This is a genomic window from Sporosarcina psychrophila, assembly GCF_001590685.1.
In the GTDB taxonomy this organism is placed as follows: Bacteria; Bacillota; Bacilli; order Bacillales_A; family Planococcaceae; genus Sporosarcina; species Sporosarcina psychrophila.
The window spans coordinates 3427980-3449860 of record NZ_CP014616.1; the positions used below are offsets into that span (position 1 = coordinate 3427980).

The 21881-nt window shown below is 42.0% G+C and carries 18 protein-coding genes; 1 reads left to right on the forward strand and 17 read right to left on the reverse strand.

Annotated features, from left to right (window positions below; translation table 11 throughout):
* Positions 1 to 25 precede the first annotated feature (25 nt).
* The 14 genes from AZE41_RS16385 to AZE41_RS16450 all read right to left on the reverse strand — a co-directional run bounded on the left by AZE41_RS16385 (position 26) and on the right by AZE41_RS16450 (position 18740).
* A complete protein-coding gene (locus AZE41_RS16385) occupies positions 26 to 2623 on the reverse strand; it encodes a VWA domain-containing protein (RefSeq protein WP_067211637.1) in 2598 nt (865 codons plus the stop codon).
* On the reverse strand, positions 2607 to 4367 hold the full coding sequence (locus AZE41_RS16390; RefSeq protein ID WP_067211639.1) for a vWA domain-containing protein: 1761 nt from the start codon (positions 4365 to 4367) through the stop codon (positions 2607 to 2609). Before AZE41_RS16390 ends, AZE41_RS16385 begins: the two co-directional genes overlap by 17 nt.
* 14 nt (positions 4368 to 4381) lie before the next feature.
* Positions 4382 to 5254: a DUF58 domain-containing protein gene (locus AZE41_RS16395; RefSeq protein WP_067211642.1), complete on the reverse strand. Its 873-nt coding sequence runs from the start codon at positions 5252 to 5254 to the stop codon at positions 4382 to 4384.
* Complete coding sequence (locus tag AZE41_RS16400; protein WP_067211644.1) at positions 5251 to 6249, reverse strand: AAA family ATPase; 999 nt, start codon at positions 6247 to 6249, stop codon at positions 5251 to 5253. Before AZE41_RS16400 ends, AZE41_RS16395 begins: the two co-directional genes overlap by 4 nt.
* A gap of 21 nt (positions 6250 to 6270) precedes the next feature.
* Complete coding sequence (locus tag AZE41_RS16405) at positions 6271 to 7710, reverse strand: DUF8809 domain-containing protein (protein ID WP_067211645.1); 1440 nt, start codon at positions 7708 to 7710, stop codon at positions 6271 to 6273.
* A gap of 15 nt (positions 7711 to 7725) precedes the next feature.
* Positions 7726 to 8577, reverse strand: a complete 852-nt coding sequence (locus AZE41_RS16410; RefSeq protein ID WP_067211648.1) for an ABC transporter permease — start codon at positions 8575 to 8577, stop codon at positions 7726 to 7728.
* Between the two features lies 1 nt (position 8578).
* Positions 8579 to 9508, reverse strand: a complete 930-nt coding sequence (locus tag AZE41_RS16415; protein ID WP_067211650.1) for an ABC transporter ATP-binding protein — start codon at positions 9506 to 9508, stop codon at positions 8579 to 8581.
* The gene (locus AZE41_RS16420; protein ID WP_067211652.1) at positions 9505 to 11913 is read right to left on the reverse strand and encodes a DUF8725 domain-containing protein; all 2409 of its coding nucleotides are present in this window, start codon (positions 11911 to 11913) and stop codon (positions 9505 to 9507) included. The genes AZE41_RS16415 and AZE41_RS16420 overlap by 4 nt, the downstream gene beginning before the upstream one ends.
* Positions 11914 to 12010: 97 nt before the next feature.
* Positions 12011 to 12904, reverse strand: coding sequence for a transcriptional regulator CcpC (locus AZE41_RS16425; RefSeq protein ID WP_067211655.1), 894 nt, complete (start codon positions 12902 to 12904; stop codon positions 12011 to 12013).
* Positions 12885 to 14330: an MDR family MFS transporter gene (locus tag AZE41_RS16430; RefSeq protein WP_082786834.1), complete on the reverse strand. Its 1446-nt coding sequence runs from the start codon at positions 14328 to 14330 to the stop codon at positions 12885 to 12887. The genes AZE41_RS16425 and AZE41_RS16430 overlap by 20 nt, the downstream gene beginning before the upstream one ends.
* Before the next feature lie 111 nt (positions 14331 to 14441).
* Positions 14442 to 14882, reverse strand: coding sequence for a cyclic-di-AMP-binding protein CbpB (gene cbpB / locus AZE41_RS16435; protein ID WP_067211660.1), 441 nt, complete (start codon positions 14880 to 14882; stop codon positions 14442 to 14444).
* Between the two features lie 107 nt (positions 14883 to 14989).
* Positions 14990 to 15220, reverse strand: coding sequence for a hypothetical protein (locus tag AZE41_RS16440; protein ID WP_067211663.1), 231 nt, complete (start codon positions 15218 to 15220; stop codon positions 14990 to 14992).
* A 50-nt stretch (positions 15221 to 15270) separates the two neighbouring features.
* Positions 15271 to 16029 carry a 2,4-dienoyl-CoA reductase gene (gene fadH / locus AZE41_RS16445; RefSeq protein WP_067211665.1) on the reverse strand — a complete coding sequence of 253 codons (759 nt, stop codon included), beginning with the start codon at positions 16027 to 16029 and terminating at the stop codon, positions 15271 to 15273.
* A 668-nt stretch (positions 16030 to 16697) separates the two neighbouring features.
* A complete protein-coding gene (locus AZE41_RS16450) occupies positions 16698 to 18740 on the reverse strand; it encodes a GGDEF domain-containing phosphodiesterase (RefSeq protein WP_067211668.1) in 2043 nt (680 codons plus the stop codon).
* Positions 18741 to 19023: 283 nt separating this feature from the next.
* Between AZE41_RS16450 and AZE41_RS16455 the strand changes: the two genes are divergently transcribed.
* A complete protein-coding gene (locus AZE41_RS16455) occupies positions 19024 to 19488 on the forward strand; it encodes a YkyB family protein (RefSeq protein ID WP_082786653.1) in 465 nt (154 codons plus the stop codon).
* A 178-nt stretch (positions 19489 to 19666) separates the two neighbouring features.
* Here AZE41_RS16455 and AZE41_RS16460 read toward each other — a convergent pair whose 3' ends face one another.
* The 3 genes from AZE41_RS16460 to AZE41_RS22320 form a co-directional block, all read right to left on the reverse strand.
* Entirely contained in the window at positions 19667 to 20125 is a 459-nt protein-coding gene (locus AZE41_RS16460) for a chemotaxis protein CheW (RefSeq protein WP_067211674.1), read from the reverse strand.
* 185 nt (positions 20126 to 20310) lie between these two features.
* Positions 20311 to 21174 (reverse strand): NAD(P)-dependent oxidoreductase, encoded by an 864-nt coding sequence (locus tag AZE41_RS16465; RefSeq protein WP_067211677.1) that lies wholly within the window; start codon positions 21172 to 21174, stop codon positions 20311 to 20313.
* A 357-nt stretch (positions 21175 to 21531) separates the two neighbouring features.
* Positions 21532 to 21684 carry an aspartyl-phosphate phosphatase Spo0E family protein gene (locus tag AZE41_RS22320; protein ID WP_082786654.1) on the reverse strand — a complete coding sequence of 51 codons (153 nt, stop codon included), beginning with the start codon at positions 21682 to 21684 and terminating at the stop codon, positions 21532 to 21534.
* Between the last annotated feature and the right edge of the window lie 197 nt (positions 21685 to 21881).

Sequence of the window (21881 nt, forward strand, 5' to 3'; positions counted from 1 at the left end):
CTCTACAGGTTTGGAATCTTTCAAATCATCGTTTCTTCTTCGCCTTCAATAATTCAGCAATACTCTCCCCTGCTGTCGATGTCTCCTTGACAACTGGTTCGCGTACTAGACGTTTCTTCGTAAGCCCTTTGAACATACCGAAACGACGCAACGTAATATCGATAAAGAACAAAATCATCGCTACTAAGATTAGCCATTCTGCAATCCGTATCTTTTCACCACTTTTAAAGGGGTGATCACGGAATGCCTCTGTCGGTTCTTCTAACACTTTTCCGCCTGTCCGTTCGGCAATTTTAGTCATCAGTGCTGCGTTCGGTACTGCCGGTTTATATTCATCGCTATACGGTACTGAAAGGCCAGCTTCGAACAATCCGCCTTTATCATCCGATACACCGAAAAATACAAGACCCGGTTTGGCATCTACAGTTACCCGTACTTTACCGGGAGCAAGTGGCTCTGAGGTGAATGGTACTTCTTGTCCTGCTTCATCCACGACGGCTATGTCGAGGAATGCCGCCTTACGAGAACTATCTGTTACCGTATAGGTGCCACCTCGTTCATGGGTGATGATGTAAGGGACTTCTTCATATGACGGCAGCAATCGTGCCACTGCAGTATTCCAAAACTCTGGGTAACCGTCCCATCTTACTAAATCACCCGTCCACTTCCCTGTTGAGTCAGATGTGAATGCAACAGTCCTTCCGAGTCCATACATCCATTCAGCAATGACTGGGTCTTCTTTATGGCTAATCCCTGCAATCGTAGCTGTAGTTTTCGCAGTCGTTGCAATATAGGCATTCATTTGCGGAACCCCTTCTCTAAACAAAGACGACCATTCAGGAACACCGCCTAGCGTCATATAAAATGGATTATCCTCGATATATGTTCGCGTCATCATCGACGTTTCTCGGGCCAGTATTGCCGGTACTGTCGACTCATCGACGACATCGTAAAACCGTCCGCCACCATTCTCCGCAAGATCTTCTAAAAGCGACCAGTCGGCATCTGAACCGATAGCAACCGTCGACATCGTAATGTTATTTTTTCTACCTTCCGCAATCACTTCTTCGTAATCCGAAGGCATCGGTGATTGGCCATCTGTCATCAAAATAATATGTTTTCTTTGTAGCTTCAAATCCGCAAGATCATCATAGGCTTTTTGCATGCCCGGAAAAATATCCGTCCCCCCGCCTGCCGGAACGGAAAGGATTTGTTCGACTGCGTCCTTCTTATCTTCTAGCTTACCGATTGGAATGACTTCCCATACTTGATCATCAAATGCAGTAAAACCAAACGTGTCATCATCACGGAGAAGCTCTACCGATCGGGCAGCTGCTTCTCTTGCCAAGATGATTTTCGAACCGGACATACTTCCCGATCTGTCCATAACAATCATTAGCCCGAGCGAAGGAAGCGATTCTTTTCCTTTCACTTCCATCTCAACTGGAAGAAGCCGTTCAATCGGAGACTTGAAGTATCCGCCAAGCCCGAAACTTTCGTCCCCTCCGACCATCATGAAACCTGTACCAAAGTTTTTCACAGCCTGTTCAATGACCGTCATCTTATCCTCACCAACGACGTGCCCTGGCACATTATCAAAAATGATAGCACCATAGCCTAAATAACCCGACAGCGTTTCTGGTAATTGTTCCGCATCAACAACATCTACGCTCATCACGTTTTTATCCAGCAGTGCTGGGATTGCTGATGGATTACGGCTCGTCTGAACAACGAGCACACTCGGGGAACGTTCCATCATTGTGACGGACAGCATTCGGTTGTTTTCTAAAAAGCTGTCATCCGATACAAGGAGTTTAGCTTCGTATTTCAGCAACCCGCCTCCAGTTGCCGATGTCCGAAATGAAAAAGTGTTCTTACCTGGCTCAAGTGTCACCTGCTCTTTGATGATTTCCTTATCATTTTGATAAATGAGCAGTTCACCAGTAGTTCGAGTAGATGATTCCACTTCAACTTGTAGCAACTGCTTCTCGCCTTCGTAAGCAGTCAGAGGCGTATCAAAAATCGAGATCGAAGCGTCCGCACTTCCTGGTCGTTCAAGTAAAACAGTGTCAATGATCATACGGCCTTCACTATATTTAGGCAATAATTCTTCAACCTTGCCCACTGTTTCCAAACCATCAGACAGTAATACGATCCGTGTCGCACTATCATTTTTAGCCACTGCTGCAGCAAGGTCAATCGCTTTCGCAATATCGGTTGCATCTCTTGATTCCATCTGCCCAATTACCGGAAGCTCTACGTCTGCATCTGTCAACTGTGAATCTGTTCGGAACGTCTCTGCGAATGAATACATACCCACTGACTGATTCACTTGACGGCCTTTCAGACTTTCTGCAATCCATTTATCCGCTGAATTTCCGGCACTTTCAATTGAAACAGAGCGGTCTACAACAAACAATATTTGTTCTTTATCAGCTCGCAGCGTTATAAAAGGAGTTGCCAGTGCAAAGATGAGAGCAGCAATCGCAGTACATCTTAGAACAAAGAGAATGGTTCCTTTTCCAATAAGCCGCATGCCCGATGATTTCCATGTATACCCCATATAAAGCGCAATTGGAATGAACAATAAAAGCCATACAGGCTGATCAATTCGGATATCCACGTCTTCTTTGCACCTCCCATTCAATAAGTAGAAGAAGCAAAAGTGGCACGAGGAATAGCCAGCCAATCCTATTTTTCCCTTCTTCATTCCCTTTCACATTTTCAGAATGCCCGATTTGGTACGATGAACCCTGTACAAGCTCTTTTTCAGATTTCTCAAGCTGAACAGCAAACATCTTTTCTACTCCTCCGTCCAATGCTTTATAAATACCTGGACGTGTTGGCGCGATGAAACTCGAACCATCCGTAATTGTTGTGACATATTCATCATCTATCGTGTAGATTTCCAGTCCATTCTCTGTTCTACCCGAAAGAACCGCTTTGCGCTCATTCGGTACAAATAACCCTAAAGAATCCGTTTCAGAACGCAACAATTCAACTGTACTCCAAACAAATAGTGGGAAGGACGGATGAAGTGGCCAATCAGTCAGCTCAATATCTGCAAGTATGACAATGTCGCCGCGCTTCGATTTTTGGATGAACGGCTTATCGCCCACAGTCGCGATTGTCGTATACGATTTAAACGACGGATACAAGGCACTTACGTAGACGTCACTAATATCTGCAACCGTAAACAATGGATCTGAGGTGTTTTGTACAGCGCCTGCAACTGGTTCAGTGGATTCATCGTTCCTTCCGACAATTATCACCGGCTTCGTTCCTTTTTTCAGGAATGAAACATCATTTGTCACGATAATGGACTCTTCCTGCGCAGCAAGCATTTCAGTCGTGGAACCGGTCGTAACGGTTAATCCGACAGCTTCAAATGCTCTCTTGACCAACTCATGCAAGTGCCCGTCGACAACAGCCTCCCCCGTCTCATTACCTAACAATATGTAGGCCGTATTATCGACTTCATAATCGTCCTCTACAACGATTTCGGCACGTAATAATTTACTTTCGGGTAATTCCTTGAACGATAAAAGTACTTCTTCCTCGCCTTCAATAGAAAAAGTTTCAGCTATCAATAAGTTACCGGTTAGTAGATCTTTAATATGTACGGCTCCGATTTGAGTATCATCTGAATCATTGGTAATTCTTATAATAGCTTCCGTTCCTTCAGGTGTCTTGACCGCTCCGAATTTATCGATGGAGACATTGATTTTAGGATTTTCATCCCCATGAATTGTCCACGCGATGGCACTTTCTCCTTCAGAAAAAGTTGCTTGATCTAGCGAATCCGTATAAATATGAATAGCAGCACCTGTTGTAGAGATTGACTTTGCAAACTCAATGGCCCGTTCCATATATTCATGTTCATATGTAACGGTTAATTTATCGATAGCGGTCATGATTGCTTCGCCGTCTGTTTCCTCCCGTATGACGACAATGGGCTCTTTCCCAGTCGTCATAATTGTGATTGGTTCTCCCGGACGACTCGCGACTAGTTCCTTCATTGCTTCCTGATTTCGCGCAAATAGTGAAGTTCCTTCATTGCTAGCTAGCATAGTCGCAGACGTGTCCACAATAAGAATAGTATGACCACCGACCTCCTCTTCTTTAGTAAGATAAGGCCCTAGTAAAATAAATACTATTAGCAGAAGTGCCGCCATTTGCAGATAAAACAAGGCATTCCGCTGCAAGTTTTTCAAGTAAGGAGACACCCTTGTTTCCCGCATCGATTGTTCCCAGAACAATGTCGATGATATCGTTGTCGTTTCGTAGCGTTTTCGGAAAAAGTAATAGAGAAGGACGGCCAAAGGAAAAACCACCGTCCAACCATTCACTAACTTATCAAATCCCACTTAGCCGCCTCCATCTATCGCACCCATCCTGCATGGCGCATTTTTTTAGTTACGGTTTCCATGACCCCTTCAGCAACTTCTGCACGAATAAGTTGAATACCGTATTTGCGGGCAAGCGCTATCATTTGTGCTTCATGTACCGATTTCTTTTCCAGGTAATCTTGAACCGTACGCCTCGTCATAGTCACTTCGATGCCGTCACCACTCTCGATGTCGACAAATCGAATATCCCCCTCGTAATTTGGAGCTTCTTCCACTTTCGAATGAATCGTTACAACACGTACGTCACCGCAAATTCCTGGCAGACGGCGGAAAAGATGTTCCCACTTTTCGACCTCTTCAAGTCCATCTGTCAGGATGAACAACACCGTTACTGCTTTTGGAATAGACGCAAGTGCTCGGTCCGTGAAATTTTCTGTTGATCCCGGATCCTCAATCGCTGAAATGAATTTCGTCACTGAAGCACGATGCGCAGCGCCTTTCTTTCTAAAAAAGGTATCCTGCTCATCAGTCCACGTGGAAAACGATAGTGTATCTCCACTTTTAAGCGCTAATTGCCCGAGCGCAATTGCCAGCTGACGGGCATAATTCCACTTTCCATCTGCCCCCATTGACTTCGTCGGATCGAGTAAAATATGGATACGCATCTCTTGTTCATCAAGAAACTGCTTAATGTAAGGCTTGTCCGTTCGTGCATAGACATTCCAGTCGATATGGCGCAAATCATCACCGGGATGGTATTCCCTGAAATCAGAGAAATCAAGGGAAGAACCGGTCTTCCTTGAACGATGCGTCCCTTTATGATGTCCTAGACGGCCCGACCGAGAAACAATTGACAATGCACCAAGCCTTTTCGCTAACCCATTAGGAAACAGTTCACCGTTCATTGCACCGATGCTCCTTGACGTACTTCTTCAAGCAATTTAACGATCAGTCCGTCAACGTCAACGCCCTCTGCTTCCCCTTCATAATTGATGAGAATACGATGACGTAACGCAGGTTTAGCAACTGTTTTAATATCCGCAATGGATACATGATAACGACCTGACACAAGCGCACGCGCTTTGGCGAGTCTAATAATTGACTGAAGTCCCCTTGGTCCGCTTCCGTACTGAACATATTTTGCCCAGTCATCGGTTGAACCGTTGTTGTTGTTGTGGGTTGCTGAAACCAAATCGACCGCGTAATTAATCATTTCATCCGCAATAACAACTTCTTTGACCATTTCTTGCGCCATTACGATTTCTTCCGCATCCATTACTTTTTGAATTTCGATAAGTCGCGGTCCCGTTGTACGCAGAATAATTTCCTTCAGTTCTGATTTCGCTGGATACGGTAAAATTATTTTACAAAGAAAACGGTCCATCTGTGCTTCCGGCAATGGATAAGTTCCTTCCATCTCAATCGGATTCTGCGTTGCAAGAACGAAAAACGGACGTGCCATTTGTCTCGTCTCTCCAAGTACCGTCACCGTTTTTTCGCCCATCGCTTCAAGCAAGGCACTTTGTGTTTTCGGAGTAGCTCGGTTAATTTCATCCGCCAATACCATCTGGCTAAAAATCGGACCTTCTTTAAAAGCGAAGCGCTGCATTCCTTCTTCATTTCGTTCCAAAATGCTTGTCCCCGTTATATCGGCCGGCATTAAATCAGGCGTAAATTGAATCCGTGAAAATGACAAATCGAGCACTTCTGAAATCGTTCTAATTAGCATTGTCTTCCCAAGTCCGGGCAACCCTTCCAATAGTGCGTGCCCATCTGCCAAAATCGAATAGATAGAAAACTCGACCGCTTCCTGTTGTCCGACGATGAATTTACCGATTTCCTCTTTAACTAATCCTAGTTTCCCACTCATTTCTTCAAACTGCTCTGGTGTAAATGGCATACGTACACTCCCATTCTGTCTTCATTCGATTGAGGAAAAGTAATCAGAGAGGATGTGCTGCAAATCTGGCGGCAACTTCATCTTATCCGTACTCTTCAGGTAAGAATCTTTATAATCTCCAACAACTTCTTTATAAGGTCGAATTGTTCCTTTTTCAACTGGACCTTCTGTTTCTCGCTCCTCGATGAAACTCCCTTCACCAAGGTCCCCTCCAACAACGGACGAATTCCCTTTTTCCCCTACACGGTCATTCGGGATTGAAAGAAGACTCCTTCCTCCCGAACCTTGGCCAGCACCGGTTCCTCCTTGGCCCTGTCCTTGACCTTGGCCTTGGCCTTGACCTTGACCTTGACCTTGGCCTTGGCCTTGGCCTTGACCTTGACCTTGGCCTTGACCTTGACCTTGACCTTGACCTTGACCTTGACCTTGACCTTGACCTTGACCTTGACCTTGACCTTGACCTTGACCTTGACCTTCCCCTTCGCCTTCGCCTTCACTTTCACTTTCGCCTTGACCTTCCCCTTGGCCTTCACCTTCTGATGTCCCAGTTTTAGTATCACTCCCTGTTGCTGAAGAGCTACTCCCTGAGCTTGCAAGGGCGGGTAATGCAGGTGCTTTACCGATTTCATTCAACGCACTATGTGCTTCACCTGCATTTTGCGCAAGTTTATCCGTAAGTTTCATAAGCTCACTAAGTTCTTTTTCTTCCGCCTCGCTTAACGATTCGGTTGGATCACCAGATGTCTTAGCTAACTCTTTTTTGTCTGCTAGACGCTGTTCTTTTAATCGTAATTCCTTCTGTTTCTTAACAAGTTCTTTCAACGCTTCTTCCGACGTTTCCGCTTCCAAAAGCTTTTCAGCGAGTTCCTGCAATTCCTTTTTCACTTCGGGTAATTCTTCTTTTTTAATCAATTCCTGCACATCTTTTTGCATCTCTTCAATAATCTTTTTTTCCTGTTCAATCGCTCCCGCTTCTAACTGCGCTTCAGAGGGAAACGTGATTAATAGGGCAAGACAAGCAGATATAATAATGAATCCACCTAGCATCTTTGGATTTACATACCGTTTCTCCCTTTTTTTAAATTGCTCAAAAGCAACCGCCACTTTCGACTCGGCTGCAATGATAATAGCAGGAGCAAGATGAGTTTCATTGACCTTGATATCCATCGCTGTTATAAGAAGATTATCTGGCATAAATTCATCAAGCTGCCTTACCGCTTCAGCGTTGTTATATCTTTTGTAGATAATGAAAACGATTGTCGCAATGAGTAGCAATACTGCACCGATAAGCGCGATACGTCCATAATAAGGAAGGACAAATAGTCGAGAAGCGACAACTAAAAGGACCGCGAAAAGGGCGGCAGCAAACATTCCAGTCTGCACCGTATAGATGGCTTTTTCAAAACGTAGCCGGTACAGAGTAGCCAGCACATATTTCTTTAATACTGATTTCTTTTCCATTCGCCCACCTCCCTATTATTTTGAACGTTTCATATTAACACGCAATTTCTTTACTGAAATAAATAGTGAAATAACCGTTAGTGACAAATAGAAAATAAGATAGCCTATCCAAATCGGAAATTTCACTTGCGTCATTTCCGAAATGCTATCCCCCATTCCTGTCGAAAGGAATGATGCGAAGAGGATTGCAGGATTAATTGACGCCAGAATATGCCCAAGCATTGAAGTTGGCGGCGTACCTGTTCCCATGTGATTGAACTCTATCATTTGCATAACAATCAAGAATATGAACCCAGTGACGACCGATAGAAACAGCATTGTTCCATACGTTGCAATCATCGAAACAATCGTCCGGCGAATAAGCGTGGAGAACATAACACCTACACTGCCGATTGCAAGAAGCGTTACAAATAAGAAAAAGAACACTTTAACAAAGTCCAATGGAGAGATACCGCCGAATAGGAATACTAAACTATAGACCGGTAATCCCGCCACAATGAGCAGCAACAGGAATGCGATTGATGACGACAACTTTCCTGAAATAATTTGAAATGAACTTTGTGATGTCGTCAATAAAATTGACAGCGTTTGTTTTTCCCTTTCCGAACTAATTGCTCCAGCCGTCAAACCCGGAGTGATGAATAACACAAGTCCTAGTTGGATAAATGCTAACAACCCAAACAAGATGAAACTTTCACTAGGTCTGAAATAAGACGTCCCTGACATAGTCATTGTCGCAAAGATGAAACCAAAAACAAAAATACACATTGCTATCAAGTAGAATAGGATACCAACGAAACTTTTTGGTGAGCGGAACCTTAGTTTCAATTCTTTAAAGAGAACCGGATTATTGAAATTCATCTTCATATTAATCGGCTCCTTTCGTAATTTCCATGAACACATCCTCCAGATTGGTCACGTGCTCCATGAATGAAAGGATTGGAACATTATTCGTGATCGCTTGCTTCAACAATTGGACCTGGTCTTCTTCCGTCCCTTTATATGAAAATCTGACGCCATCATTCGCATCCAACTGTTCGATATTTGACACGTACGGATCTTCTTCGAAAAATGCGATTGTGCTATCGAGCGATCCAGCCAAACGGACTGTAATAACTCTTTCTCCGCGCAGCTTATCTTGAATTTCGGCAACAGAGCCGTGTGCGATGAGACGACCATTATCAATTACCCCAATTTCATCACACATTTCCGCCAGTTCAGGCAAAATATGTGATGAAATTAAAATCGTCTTGCCCATCTTTTTCAATGTTTTTAGAATGTCTCTCATCTCAACACGTGCACGCGGATCCAGTCCAGATGCAGGTTCGTCAAGAATAAGCACTTTAGGATCATGGATAAGACTGCGCGCCAAGCAAAGCCGCTGCTTCATCCCCCGCGACAAAAGATCTACGTACGCATGACGCTTATGTGACAGGTTGACGAGTTCCAACAATTGCGGAATAAGCTTTTGCCGCTCCGCTTCAGGAATGCCATAGCTCGCACCGTAAAAGTCCAGGTACTCGTCCGCCTTTAGCTGATCGTAGACACCAAAAAAGTCAGGCATATAGCCAATCATTTTACGAACTGCCTCCGGATTCTTCCGGATATTCACTCCGTCGATGAAAACGTCCCCCGCAGTCGGTTGTAATAAGGTCGCAAGAATGAGGAATGTCGTCGATTTCCCAGCGCCGTTCGCACCAACAAACCCAAAAACTGTTCCTTCACTCAACGTCAAATTCAAATTATCAAGCGCTTTGAATTGGCCGTACTTCTTTGTAAGTCCTTTTATCTCTATCATTGCGACACCTCCCCATTCAGCTTCAGCATAGGAGCACGGCCTTGATTACCATTCTTTTCATCATGAAAAATGATTCGGACAACAACTTTTCCATCAGGCGTTATATAGTCGTTAACATTTTCCGTCTTCACCAATTTCCCAGACTCTGACTGCTCGTATTGACCCGTTCGCACATTTAATATGCTGACATCATATAGTTTTTTTTGTATTTTCGATAGTTCCAGCGATGTCCATTTCATGTTCTTTCCGATTAACCCTGCTGGTAATTGCCATGTTTGATTGTACACAGCCTCATTAAAGTAATATTCATCCGTACCATATCCCTGTGAATCAGGCTGAAACTGTCCATCCTCTGACAGCATCGACATCTCCATCATCTCTGGTTCAACTGTAAACACATCAGTCAACGTCACGTCTACCATTGCTGTTTGAACGAGCATCGTCAATGCTGACACTGAAGGTTTTACTTTAAGAAGTTCAATAGGAACAATCTGTGTATCTGTATAACCAATTACGGCTGGACTCGAAGTCTTGTTCATATAATCACCGGCAAATGAGAGAACGCTATCTTTCCTCATCTTCGTTAAATCATCCATATTGACTGGTGCAGGATTCATATACGAATTGAACATCGATTTTCTCGGAAGCAACGTAGAGGTTTTTAGCGTTTCATCCACTTGGGCAGTTTCCCCCGGTCCAAGATCACCGATTGGAATCAGTTTTGTTCCCGACCAAATCGATACATCCTTCAATGCAAACGGAAATCCATTTGTCACTGAACCCGTCAATTTTTTATCCGTTACATTTAATTGGATTTCGTAATTCCCTTGCTTTTCGATCCTGGTTTCTCCGTACACTGTCCCTACATTCCAATAGCCAATATTTCGAAGATGCATTGTCGTACCTGCTGCGTCCTTTTCAACAATTGCTTGTTTATGGATAGTCGCTTGAGAAGACCTGAAAGGATCATTATTTGGCAACGAAGCACCAAGCGTTGTTTCAACAGGTGCAGTAAATGTAAAGTTCCCAGCTTTATTGGTTAGGATTGACTCCACATAATACCCTGTCAAACTACCATCCTGTTCAACATTTAATATTGCGGAATGTTGAATTTGTGCTCTTCCAATTCGATCTTTCGCTCCGTATGCAAATATGGCAATGGACGCCAGTATCGCAATGGATGGAATAATCCACCACGCATATTCTCGTTTGTCTTTCCGTTTAAGGATAAAGTAAAGCACTGGTATAATAAGAATAATATAAAATATAATTATTCCAAAAATTAATGGCGTAGATACTTTGAATGAAGGAAACAATTCATTGGTGCTAGCTACCGTATGGACAATTGCATTATTCGGACTGTCATAAGGATTCTGTCCCCATTGATTTGAATGTCCCGTCGCATCGAATAATGTCCCCCAGAACGCCGGCATTCCAACCATTTTAGCAATTGGGTCATCGCCGACTGAAAAAGCCGTTTGGACGATTTGCCCCTGGCCCAACTTGGAATAGGCAACGAGGACATTTCCTTCATCTTCAAGAAGAGACGATGCACCCGGATTTAATGCTGTTAAATAGGAAGGGATTGTGCCTTCAAATCCTTTTGTTCCCGCCCACTTATTCAAAACTTCAGGATTCGCTTTAGAACTTGCTTTCAACGTCAAAGGCAAATGATCTGAAAAGACACCCGTCTCCGCTTTCACGTTATCAGAACCTCCGATTACTAAGATGCCTCCTGAACGAACCCATCCTATCAACGCATTCTGTTTCTTTTCAGATAAATCGGCAAGCGGATACTCATCGATGATGATAAAATCAGCCGCTCCCCATCCTGCCGCTTCTTCCGGGAAATTTGGTTCACCCATTTTCGACGCACTAATGATTTGGCTAGTAGAAGCATTCAAAATTCGGCTAGTTTTCAAAGCGCCAAGACGATCCGGATTATCCGTAAACGTTACGATGAATTTCGAATCATCGTAAAACATGGTCGTCGTTAATGTTTGTGCTCCTTTATGTACAACTTCTTTCCCTTTTTCCCATCCGCCCTCGTATAGGTAAATTGTTTTCGTGTTCGACATTCCCCCATACATATTGTTCATATCAGTCATACTCGGGATGACAAGCGAAATCGTTTTGGTCTCCCCTGCACCGATATCAACAGGGATAGCTTCCCCACTTCCTGTCGTAAAGTAACTCGGAACGTCGATTACAAGATCCCCGCTAAATGCAGTTCCACTGTTCTCAATCACAATTACTACTGGAGCACCTTTTCCTTCCTTTGCTTTACCGTCGATGCCTGCCGAAACACTCACTTTCAGATTTGGAGCTGCAAGAGCATTGACAGCTGGAATGAAGACAATCATTCCAACAAACAAAACCAACACTACCCCGAACTTTTTCCACATACTAATTTCCTCCTGTCATGCTGAATAGAAATCTATCAGTAGACTAATTGTTCTCATCTATTAGTACGAACGAGACAACCTAAAGTTCCTTTATTTCTCAATAATTGTAATCTTTTTGTAATCTTTCAGCATGACTTTGGACAATTTGTGTAAATGCATCCACTTGTTTTAGTGCAAACGAAGATTCATAGCCGATTAACCATGTATCTCGGGTCAACTCAAATTCTTCTTCATTGTTCAAAAGCGGCATTTTATTGACATCTTCATCACCGGTCAACGTAATTGACGGTAATATCGCATAACCAATCCCATTTAACGCCAGTTGCTTACAAGTCTCAATCTGATCGACTGTAATTTGACGCCCCGGATTTTGGTCGAAATGACGCTGCCACCAACGCTGAATTTCCATATGGTAATTCGAGTCACTCTTGAATTGAATAAATGGACGAGTCGTATCTTTCAATTCTTCGATTGACGTAATTTCACGGTCTACTAAATAGAGATGGTCTCGGAATAAATACGTTTTTTTACTCTTCCAATCTACCTGGCCCCGAACAATTCCAACATGAGCTTCTCCTTCATATAGTGCTTTGACAATTTCTGAACTCCATCCCGTTATCAGCGATATTTTGGCATCTGGATACATTTCAACATACTCTTTCAATACTTGAGGCAACCACGTCTGCCCTACGATGGATGCACATGCAATTTTCAATGTGCCGTGCACTTTGTCCGCCATCGATGCAATCATTTCAAACGTTTCTTCACGTTTTATAATCGCTTCACGTGCATAGCCGATGATCAATTCTCCCGCTGGCGTCGGCTCAAGACCTTTCTGCGAGCGGATGAACAATAACGTTCCCCATTCCTTTTCAATTGATTGTAGCCGCTGAGAAAGTGCCGGTTGCGATAAAAAAAGTCGCTCTGCAGCTTTTCGCATATTCCCTTCTTCTGCTAATGCTTTAATGATTTCAAGTTCTGTCGTTGTCATTCAAATACCCCTTTCCACGTGGAATTTTTAATATAAAGAGCAAGCTGATAACAGCAAAAATGGCTACAGTAATATACACCCATTGCAACGAGCCATCGAGCGCATTTTGTAACAGCTGTACTTTTGTTGCAGGTATCGTTTTTCTCATTTCATCCGTCAGAAGTAAATTGACATCATCTAAACTATAATTCAAATCATCCTTTTTGAACCGGGCCATTAACATGCCATTTAAAATCGCGCCAAATAATGCCGCCCCTACCGTATTCCCGAAATTCCGCATGAACATATTGGCAGCCGTCGCTGATCCTCGCTTCTCTCTTGGAACCGCCCCTTGGATTGTGACGGTGAACGATGTACTTGTCAGTCCCATGCCAACGCCCACAAAAAAGCTTGCAATCGCAGCCCACCAAGGTCCTGACCCAGCGTCCATCATGACAAATAAGGTTGTTCCAAATATGAGTGATAACCCACCTGCAAAAGATACATGAAACGTACCGTAGCGGATTAACAAATGACCTGCAACAGAGGATGCAATCGGCCATCCGATAGACATTGCTGTCAGGGTGAATCCAGCAATTATCGCCGGCTGTTCCATAACACCTGTAACGAATGTCGGCAAATAAGAGGAAACTCCAATCAATATGACCCCTGTCGTTAACGAAACAAGATTCGCATACAATATAACGGGGGTTTTCCACAATGCAAATGGCATTACTGGATCTATTGCTTGTCGTTCGACCCTAACAAATAACGCTAACGACCCGAGTCCTACAATAACGAGGGTGATACTGTAAAACGACAAGCGACCGAATGCCTGACCACCTTCAACAAGCCAGTATAAAATAGTGGATAACGATAACGTAAGTAGGAAGGCACCTTTATAATCAATCGAAACCTTTTTCTCCCGCTTTGGTTCATGTAGAAACAGATAGATACCGACCATTGCAAGTATTCCAAGCGGCACATTCACCCAGAAAACAAACTTCCAATTCATATAGTGAACAATCAGCCCACCAATAACGGGACCTGATACAGCTGAAATTCCCCATACACTAGATAAATACCCTTGGACTTTCGCCCGTTCTTCCGTCGTATATATATCGCCTACAATCGTAGTAGCAATCGGCATTACGGCACCCGCACCGAGGCCTTGAAGTAACCTAAATACAATTAACTGCTCCATCGAAACTGCAAAACCACATAATATAGACCCAATAAGAAATATCGTCAATCCAATAAACAAAATTGGTTTTCGGCCAAATAAGTCCGCCAATTTCCCATAAATGAGTACAGTAACTGTACTCATCAGTAAATAAGAAGAAAAAATCCAACTATATCTTGAAAAACCACCAAGGTCCGAAGCAATTGAGGGCATTGCTGTAGTCACAATCGTCGCTTCCACCGCACCAACAAACATTGCCAACATGACAGAAATGAGCACAAGTGGGCGATTCGTAATTTTATTATTTTTCACAGTCTAGATTCTCCTTTAAACAGAAAAGGGCCCCATTTAGGAGCCCACAATTTAACAAAACAATTATTCAACCGAGTAAATATATCTTTTAAATTGTTTCATTATTACTCTTCGTGATAATATGCCTGCAAATGTGCCGTCTTCTTCCGTCACACAAAGAAATGTATGGTCAATTAATAAATCGAGCCCTTTTTGGAATCGATCCGTCGTTTTTATGGATGGCAAATCAGTTTGCATAATTTCATCAACTTTTAAATCGTCAAGACGTTCATATTCAATACGTTCAAGTCCCAAAATAGAATCAGTAATCATCCCCATACTGAGCAACCCTTTTAAACGATATTTCGCATCAAGGACCGGTATAGCTGAATAACCTGTTTTTGTTAGTACAAGGAGGGCGTGCTCTGCATTATTTCCAACCTGAACATGCGCAACTTTTTCAGACGAAATGATAAAATCCGCTATCGGTGTGAAAAGAAAATCCCTATTGTTTATAGAAATCATGTAAATCTACTCCTTCTGTAGCTATGCTTTTCACCTTAAAACTACATATCTATCATATCATAAGAAGGACTTTCTATCCTTGAAAATGAAAAAGAAAACCCCTTCTGTTAAGAAGAGGCAGCGTAATAAAAAATGACAATTCCAATGAAAAATACAGCTACAAGGACAATCCAAATAATCGGATTCAATGTAAATGGGTGCTCTTCAATCGGACCCGAAATCTGATCATCCTGTCCATCAACAACAACGGTCACCTTGTTCCATTTCTTTACGGCGATAAAGCTGATTATACAAATGACCAAAACAACGATAATAAATGGAACTGTCCATACATCCAAACTTATCTCTCCTTTTGAGAGTAGGATGTGCAAAACGACAACATTTATCCTTAAAACGGGGATTTATTAAGCCATTGTCCGCCGTCGAGCGTCACAATTTCTCCATTCATGTAGGACGCCTTATCTGACATAATGAATGCCGCCAGTTCTGCAATCTCTTCCGGCTTCCCAAGACGACCCAAAGGAATCGATTCAAGTGTGCGCTTAGCTGCTTCATTAGACTCCCATAACTTTTCTGCGCCGCCTGTACGTTCAATCGGACCCGGCGCAATACCATTCACACGGATTCCATATTGACTTCCCCATTCAACTGCTAAAGTTCGAGTTAACGACATAACACCTGCTTTAGCTGCCGCGGAATGAATGACACCCGCGCCTGCATCCCATGCATACGTTGCAAGCATATTCAATATCGATCCTTTTTGACCTTTCTCAATCCAGTACTTTCCAACTGCGCTGGAGCAATAAAATGTGCCATTTAGTACAATATCGATAACAGACTTCCAGCCGTTTGGTGATAAATCTTCTGCTTTAACGATGAAATTTCCAGCCGCATTATTTACTAATCCATCAATTCGGCCAAACTTTTCATCCGTGAAAGCGACTAACGCTGCAACTGATTCAACATTCCTCACATCCATCTGGAATGGATGTGCATGATCCCCAATTTCTTCTTGAGCCACATTTAACCTATCTATATCTCTACCCGTAATTACGACTTGTGCACCTTCATCAGCAAATTTCTTCGCCATGTATTTCCCCATCCCATTCGATCCACCTGTTACAATTATGACTTTTCCCTCAAACACAACAATTCCCCCTCTTATAATGAATGAATATTCACTCATAATTGTAACATGTTATCAAGTTCGTTACGAGAACAAAAGTAACCTCACAACGAAAAACGGACACCGAATTTTTTCAGTTGTCCGTTTATACGATTATTTAATAACACATGTTTTAATTAACCAAAGTAAACCCAAATATGACTACTTACTATTCATTAGTCGTCCTATGTACAGATACCATCGGATCGCTTTGGACTGAACAGCTACTATACAATTTCCCGGGATTTTTTGCTGTGTAAAGTCTTTGCTAAAATAAGTATAGAAGGCTTTATTAAAGGTGATATTCCTTTACTTTTCCAAAGTGTATAGTCGGCACTAAACAAATGGATTGTTCTTCTAACACCGCTTTGTCGCTAGACTTGTCCGTTAAAGGCGAGGCGCACCACCTAGTTAACCCCAAATAAGCAGTGCCGAATATATAGTTGCATTTTCCACTTGAACACTGTAGGTACGCGGCGGATAGATCGTCGTAACAGGATGACCAAGGAGGAATGAATAGCAATTCCTCCTCAAAGAATGTGGTGTGATTATTTCGTCCAAAGCGAGCCGGAAATGTACATGTGTGTAAACTTGTATGCATTTCCTACAGGCGCTTCATATAATAAAATGGTTAATCAAGAGACTTGACTTCATAAATACTTTTCTACAATTTCCTCTACAGGAACTGCCTTACTGTACAAAAAGCCTTGCGCCTTCTGGCATTTAGCTTCAAGTAGAATCATCGCTTGTAAATCCTTCTCTACGCCTTCAGCAATTACTTCCATCCCAAGACTGTGGGCTAGATTAATAATTGTCTTCGCTATTGCTTTGTTTTTCACATCAAATTCAATATCTTTTATAAATGAACGATCGATTTTAATGATATCGATTGGATATTGCTTCAAATAACTAAGTGATGAATAACCCGTTCCAAAATCATCGACGGAGATGAAAATCCCGATTTTCTTTAGTTCATTTAATGTTGCTAAAGTCTCATCTATTATCGTCAATGCTCCCTCCGTAATTTCCACTTCAAGGGATGACGGTAAGATGTCGTAGTAAGAAATCTTCTCTTTCAATTTATCGACAAAGTTTTCCATTCTAAATTGCTTTGGCGATATATTCACAGCTATCCTAACAGCTTTGAACTGCTTATCCTGCCACTCTTTCAACTGTTTACATACTTGGTTTAATACCCAATCACCAATTCCATGTATAAGCCCTGAATCTTCAGCAATGGGGATGAATTGCGCCGGTGATACAAACCCAAATTTGCCATTATTCCATCTAAGAAGCGCTTCGAAACTACTAATATGCCCCGTTTTCAAATCGACTTGTGGTTGATAGTGAATCGTCAATTCATTTAACTCAATCGCCCTGCGTAAATGCGATTCCATCAGTGCTTCATCCGGGAAGGTAGAATTCATCGCTTCTTGATAGAAACGATAATGCGAGCGGCCACGATCTTTCACAAAGGTTAGCGCTTGTTCCGACTTCCTTAGTAGATTCTCAAGTGTTTTTCCATCTTCAGGATAAACAGCAATTCCGATGGATGCAGAAATGAAATACTCCTGATGATTATGATAAAATGGTTTTCCAAAATCATTCAATAACTGTTGTGCAAACTTCTCTGTCTTCAGCACAGAATGATTTTGCAATGAGACGATAAATTCATCGCTGCCATTGCGATACAACCTGGCGGATGCAGGACAGATTATTTTTAATCGTTCCGCAACCATTTTTAATATTTCGTCCGCACCATTATGGCCAAGTGATTCATTTATTAATTTGAATCGATCAAGACCTAAATGGACGAAAGACAGTCTTGTTTCTCTTTGCAAGGCGTTTAGAGAATCCTCCGTAAAGTGTTCTTTCATCGCCTGACGATTCCACAAACCCGTCAAATGATCATGATAAGACAGGAATAGAAGTTTTTCATTATTTTTCTGATGAATAGATGTATCCCGTACAATTAGTTGAACTTCTTCTACCTCTCCATCAATCAAGACGGGAATTGCCTTCAAATACGCGGGTAATAAATATCCTTTTTTATGAAAAATAGTTGAATCTTCCATCTCAATTGATTCCCCCGCAAGTGCGCGGGACAAGAAGAGCTTAAATGCTTTTATGTTATCCTCCCCGGAAAGATTCAAAATTGAACGGCCAGAGAGTTCCTTGAATCGATAGCCGAAACCTAAATGAACGGCTCGATTCGCGTAAATAATTTTAAAGTTTTGATCGATGGTTATGATTGGGTCAAGATTATGTTCAATGACGGAATTATATTTATGTTGTAACTCCGACTGCGACTTCCTTACAGTTACGGTATCTAGCCGTTCACGCAATTCAATGATGATAATTTCTCGTTCAAACTCTTCGGTATGACGTTGAAAATCCAATTCGAATAATACGCCTGCCCCACCTCGTATCGATTGGATTTCAGTTGTAAAATCAGATTGATTTTGTAATTTCCGCATCCTGCGCTTAATGGGAATCCATAAATCACCAAAAAAACAAGCAGCCGATTGTTCGATTTCAGTCGAAAAGTATTTTGTCGCCAATGAGTTAGCGTAAAGCACATCAAATTTTCCTTGCTCATTTTTCTCAACAAATATGGTCATCTTAAAGGAGTGGTTCAAAATATATGATTCTACAATTTTTTCTAAACGGTCTTTAATCTTAACGTTTCTCATGTGTGCCTCCGTTTGTTATGCATTTATCCAAACTTTTATCGATTAATCCAGGTAAATATGAATCAATCGCCCGAGTACTTTATAGTTAATCATAAATAGATTGTACTTATATCGAAAAAGTATGTATCGAATAAATAAATATAATTATTATATCAGCATAATGCATCTTCGGAAGAATCAGTGTTTTCACTACCTTTTAGATCTGAAGTTGTACAATTCTTTCATTCTTGGTATTATATGAAATATATGTAACCATTCAATCTGCCAATGAAGGAGGCCAATTTTGAAAAACAAGCATTCCATCCGTCAATTGGCAATTGCCATCTACACGGTAAATCGACATGCCAAAACAGCTCCTGACAATAGACAACTTTACGCCTTAAAAAAGATGGCGATAGACAAGTTGCTTAGTTCGGGCATTGCCGAAAAAATCGGATTGCATTTTGTCGACAATCCAAAATTCAGCAAGCAACACTCCACGGTCCTCGTCCGATGTGACGAATTCCTCTTTCATACAATCCCAGAAAAAGAAGACTTTAATACTCTTCCACACCTCGGACAACAAGATCCAGCTTCTCGCAACCCCCAAGAACGGATGAGCTTGAAAACAGCGCGCGAGCTTCTCTCTAAATATGTGGGGCCCACCCACCCGATAATACCCGAGAAGAAAAAAACACTACCAAAAAAGTCTATTCATAGCATTCAGGATTCACAAAACTTCCGTTCATCTTATTTGGATGGTAAATAGAAAAGCGCAAGCGCCTTGGTAGACCCAACAAGCGCTGGAGGGGCTAGGCGCTGGAGTCTAGACAATAAGAAAGTCGCTCGAGTACCGCTGCTCTTGGTGAAAAACTTATACTTTCTTATTTTTTAAAAACGGGCTATTCCTGCTGGCTACCAGCGGGAATAGCCCGTTTTTTCTTCTATTACTTAATTTGCTCCGCGATTACTTTTTCAAAATCAACGAGAAGGATCATTCCGTTATCACGCTTGATAACTCCCGAAACAGGTACTTTATTTCCCGTATACATATCGGAAGCAGGTTCAATATCCGTAAAATTGATACGCTGGATTTGGGTAACAGCCGTCACATCTAAGACCACTGTTGTCCCGTCGAATTCAGCGACGATATATTTGGATTCATCACTATTATTATTAGTTGCATTTCCTGTTACTTTCTTCAAATCGATGACAGGAAGCACTTCTCCTCGTAATTGTATGATTCCCTCAATATACGGGTGTGAATGCGGTAATACAGTAACCGGAACGGGTTGAATAATTTCACGTACATGCTGAATGCCAAGTCCAAAATTACTATTTCCTACTTGAAACTCTACAAATTCAAAGACTTCATATGTTACTACATCCGATTTGATTGTATTCACCTACTCAGCTCCTAGATGTTAATAATAGTATATAGATATCCCATTGAATCCACTTAGGCTACCCTTCGTAAGGTGCCTTCGCTCGGTTTACTTAGTATTCACCTGGTCAACATATATAGCACTTAATTAATTTAATTGAACACTTACTTCTATTTTCGGCTTATTTCTATAATTATTTAGCTTTATTAATAACTTTTATATAGGACTTGTGTCCCTTGGTCGCTAAATCCTTTTTCAACAAGTTTCTTATACATTTCACTTGCAAGTTGCAGACCTGGAAGTGATAGATTCATCGCTTCAGCTTCTGCCAGCGCGATGTTTATATCTTTCATGAAATGCTTAACATAAAATCCAGGTTCAAAATCCCCGTCTAACATTCGCGGTGCCAAATTCGACAATGACCATGAGCCTGCCGCACCTGTCGATATAGACTTCAGCACAGTTTCAGGATCCAACCCTGCTTTTTCAGCATAGACCAGCGCTTCGCAAACCCCAATCATATTCGTCGCGATGGCAATTTGATTGCACATTTTTGCATGCTGCCCGGAGCCTGCCTGACCCTGATAAACAATTTGTTTTCCAAAAACCGCTAAAACCGGTGTAATGGCATTGAATACTTCTTCTTCCCCGCCACACATAATTGACAACGTCCCATTCTTCGCGCCAATGTCTCCCCCAGAAACGGGTGCGTCAATTGTCGCCATCTGCAACTTAGCACCAGCATTCGCAATACGTATCGCCAGTGTTGGGCTAGAAGTCGTCATATCAATGAGAATCTGACCTGCCTTACCAGTTGAGAAAATACCACCCTCTCCAAAGTAAACTTCTTCGACATCCCCCGGATAACCTAGCATCGTGAAAACTAATTCCGCATCCTTCACCGCTGCAGCAACTGTATCCATCCAAACAGCACCTGCATCTATTAGAGACCTTGCCTTTTCTTTTGTGCGTGTATATATGGCCACTTCATAATTACTGTCTAAAAGATGGTTAACGACGCTTACACCCATAACACCTGTCCCAAGAAATGCGATCTTTTTGACTTCCATTTCAATTCCCCCTTTATCAATTGCACATCGGCGTACTTAAATTGCCTTCATCCGGCAGGGCTTAGCCCCAGCTGAATGAGGTTGAAAATCGTATTATCTTTTATCCTACCAAAGTATTTGTATTTTTCCATCATTCATTTCTATTTTTGATCAAAAAAAGGAGGACGGAACCCTGTGATAGGGATCCGCCCTCAAAAGGGGGAAATGAGAATGTTGCTGTGTTCTATCTTAATTTCCCCTCTTTTCTTGATTATTAAACATTGTTCGCAAAATATTTTCCTTGTTTTTTTGAGCAATTCTATAAGTGGCTTCCTTCTTCAAAGATAGTAATAGGAGCAATACCCTATTACTTCGTTATCAGCCTTTTTTTAGCCCTGCGTATTGATCCATGAGATTATCAAGCCTTCTGCTGAATTCTATCGTTTCAGCAGCAGTCAGTCCTTTTTCAGTCGCTGCTTTCATCATCTCTTCGCGTAATAATTCAATTTCTTCTTCTAAAGTCCACTCCAAGATAATCCCTCCATGGATTAACACATAGCTAACTTTTATTATACAGGAATACTCTCATAATAAGTGGTTTAACTTACGACATATTCCGACAACTTCAAATGGTCAGCAATAGAAAAGACTTTACGTTATACTAATTTTAAGGCACACTATAAAAGATTCAATAAACTAAGTTCTATATCTGTTGTAATAAAGAATCC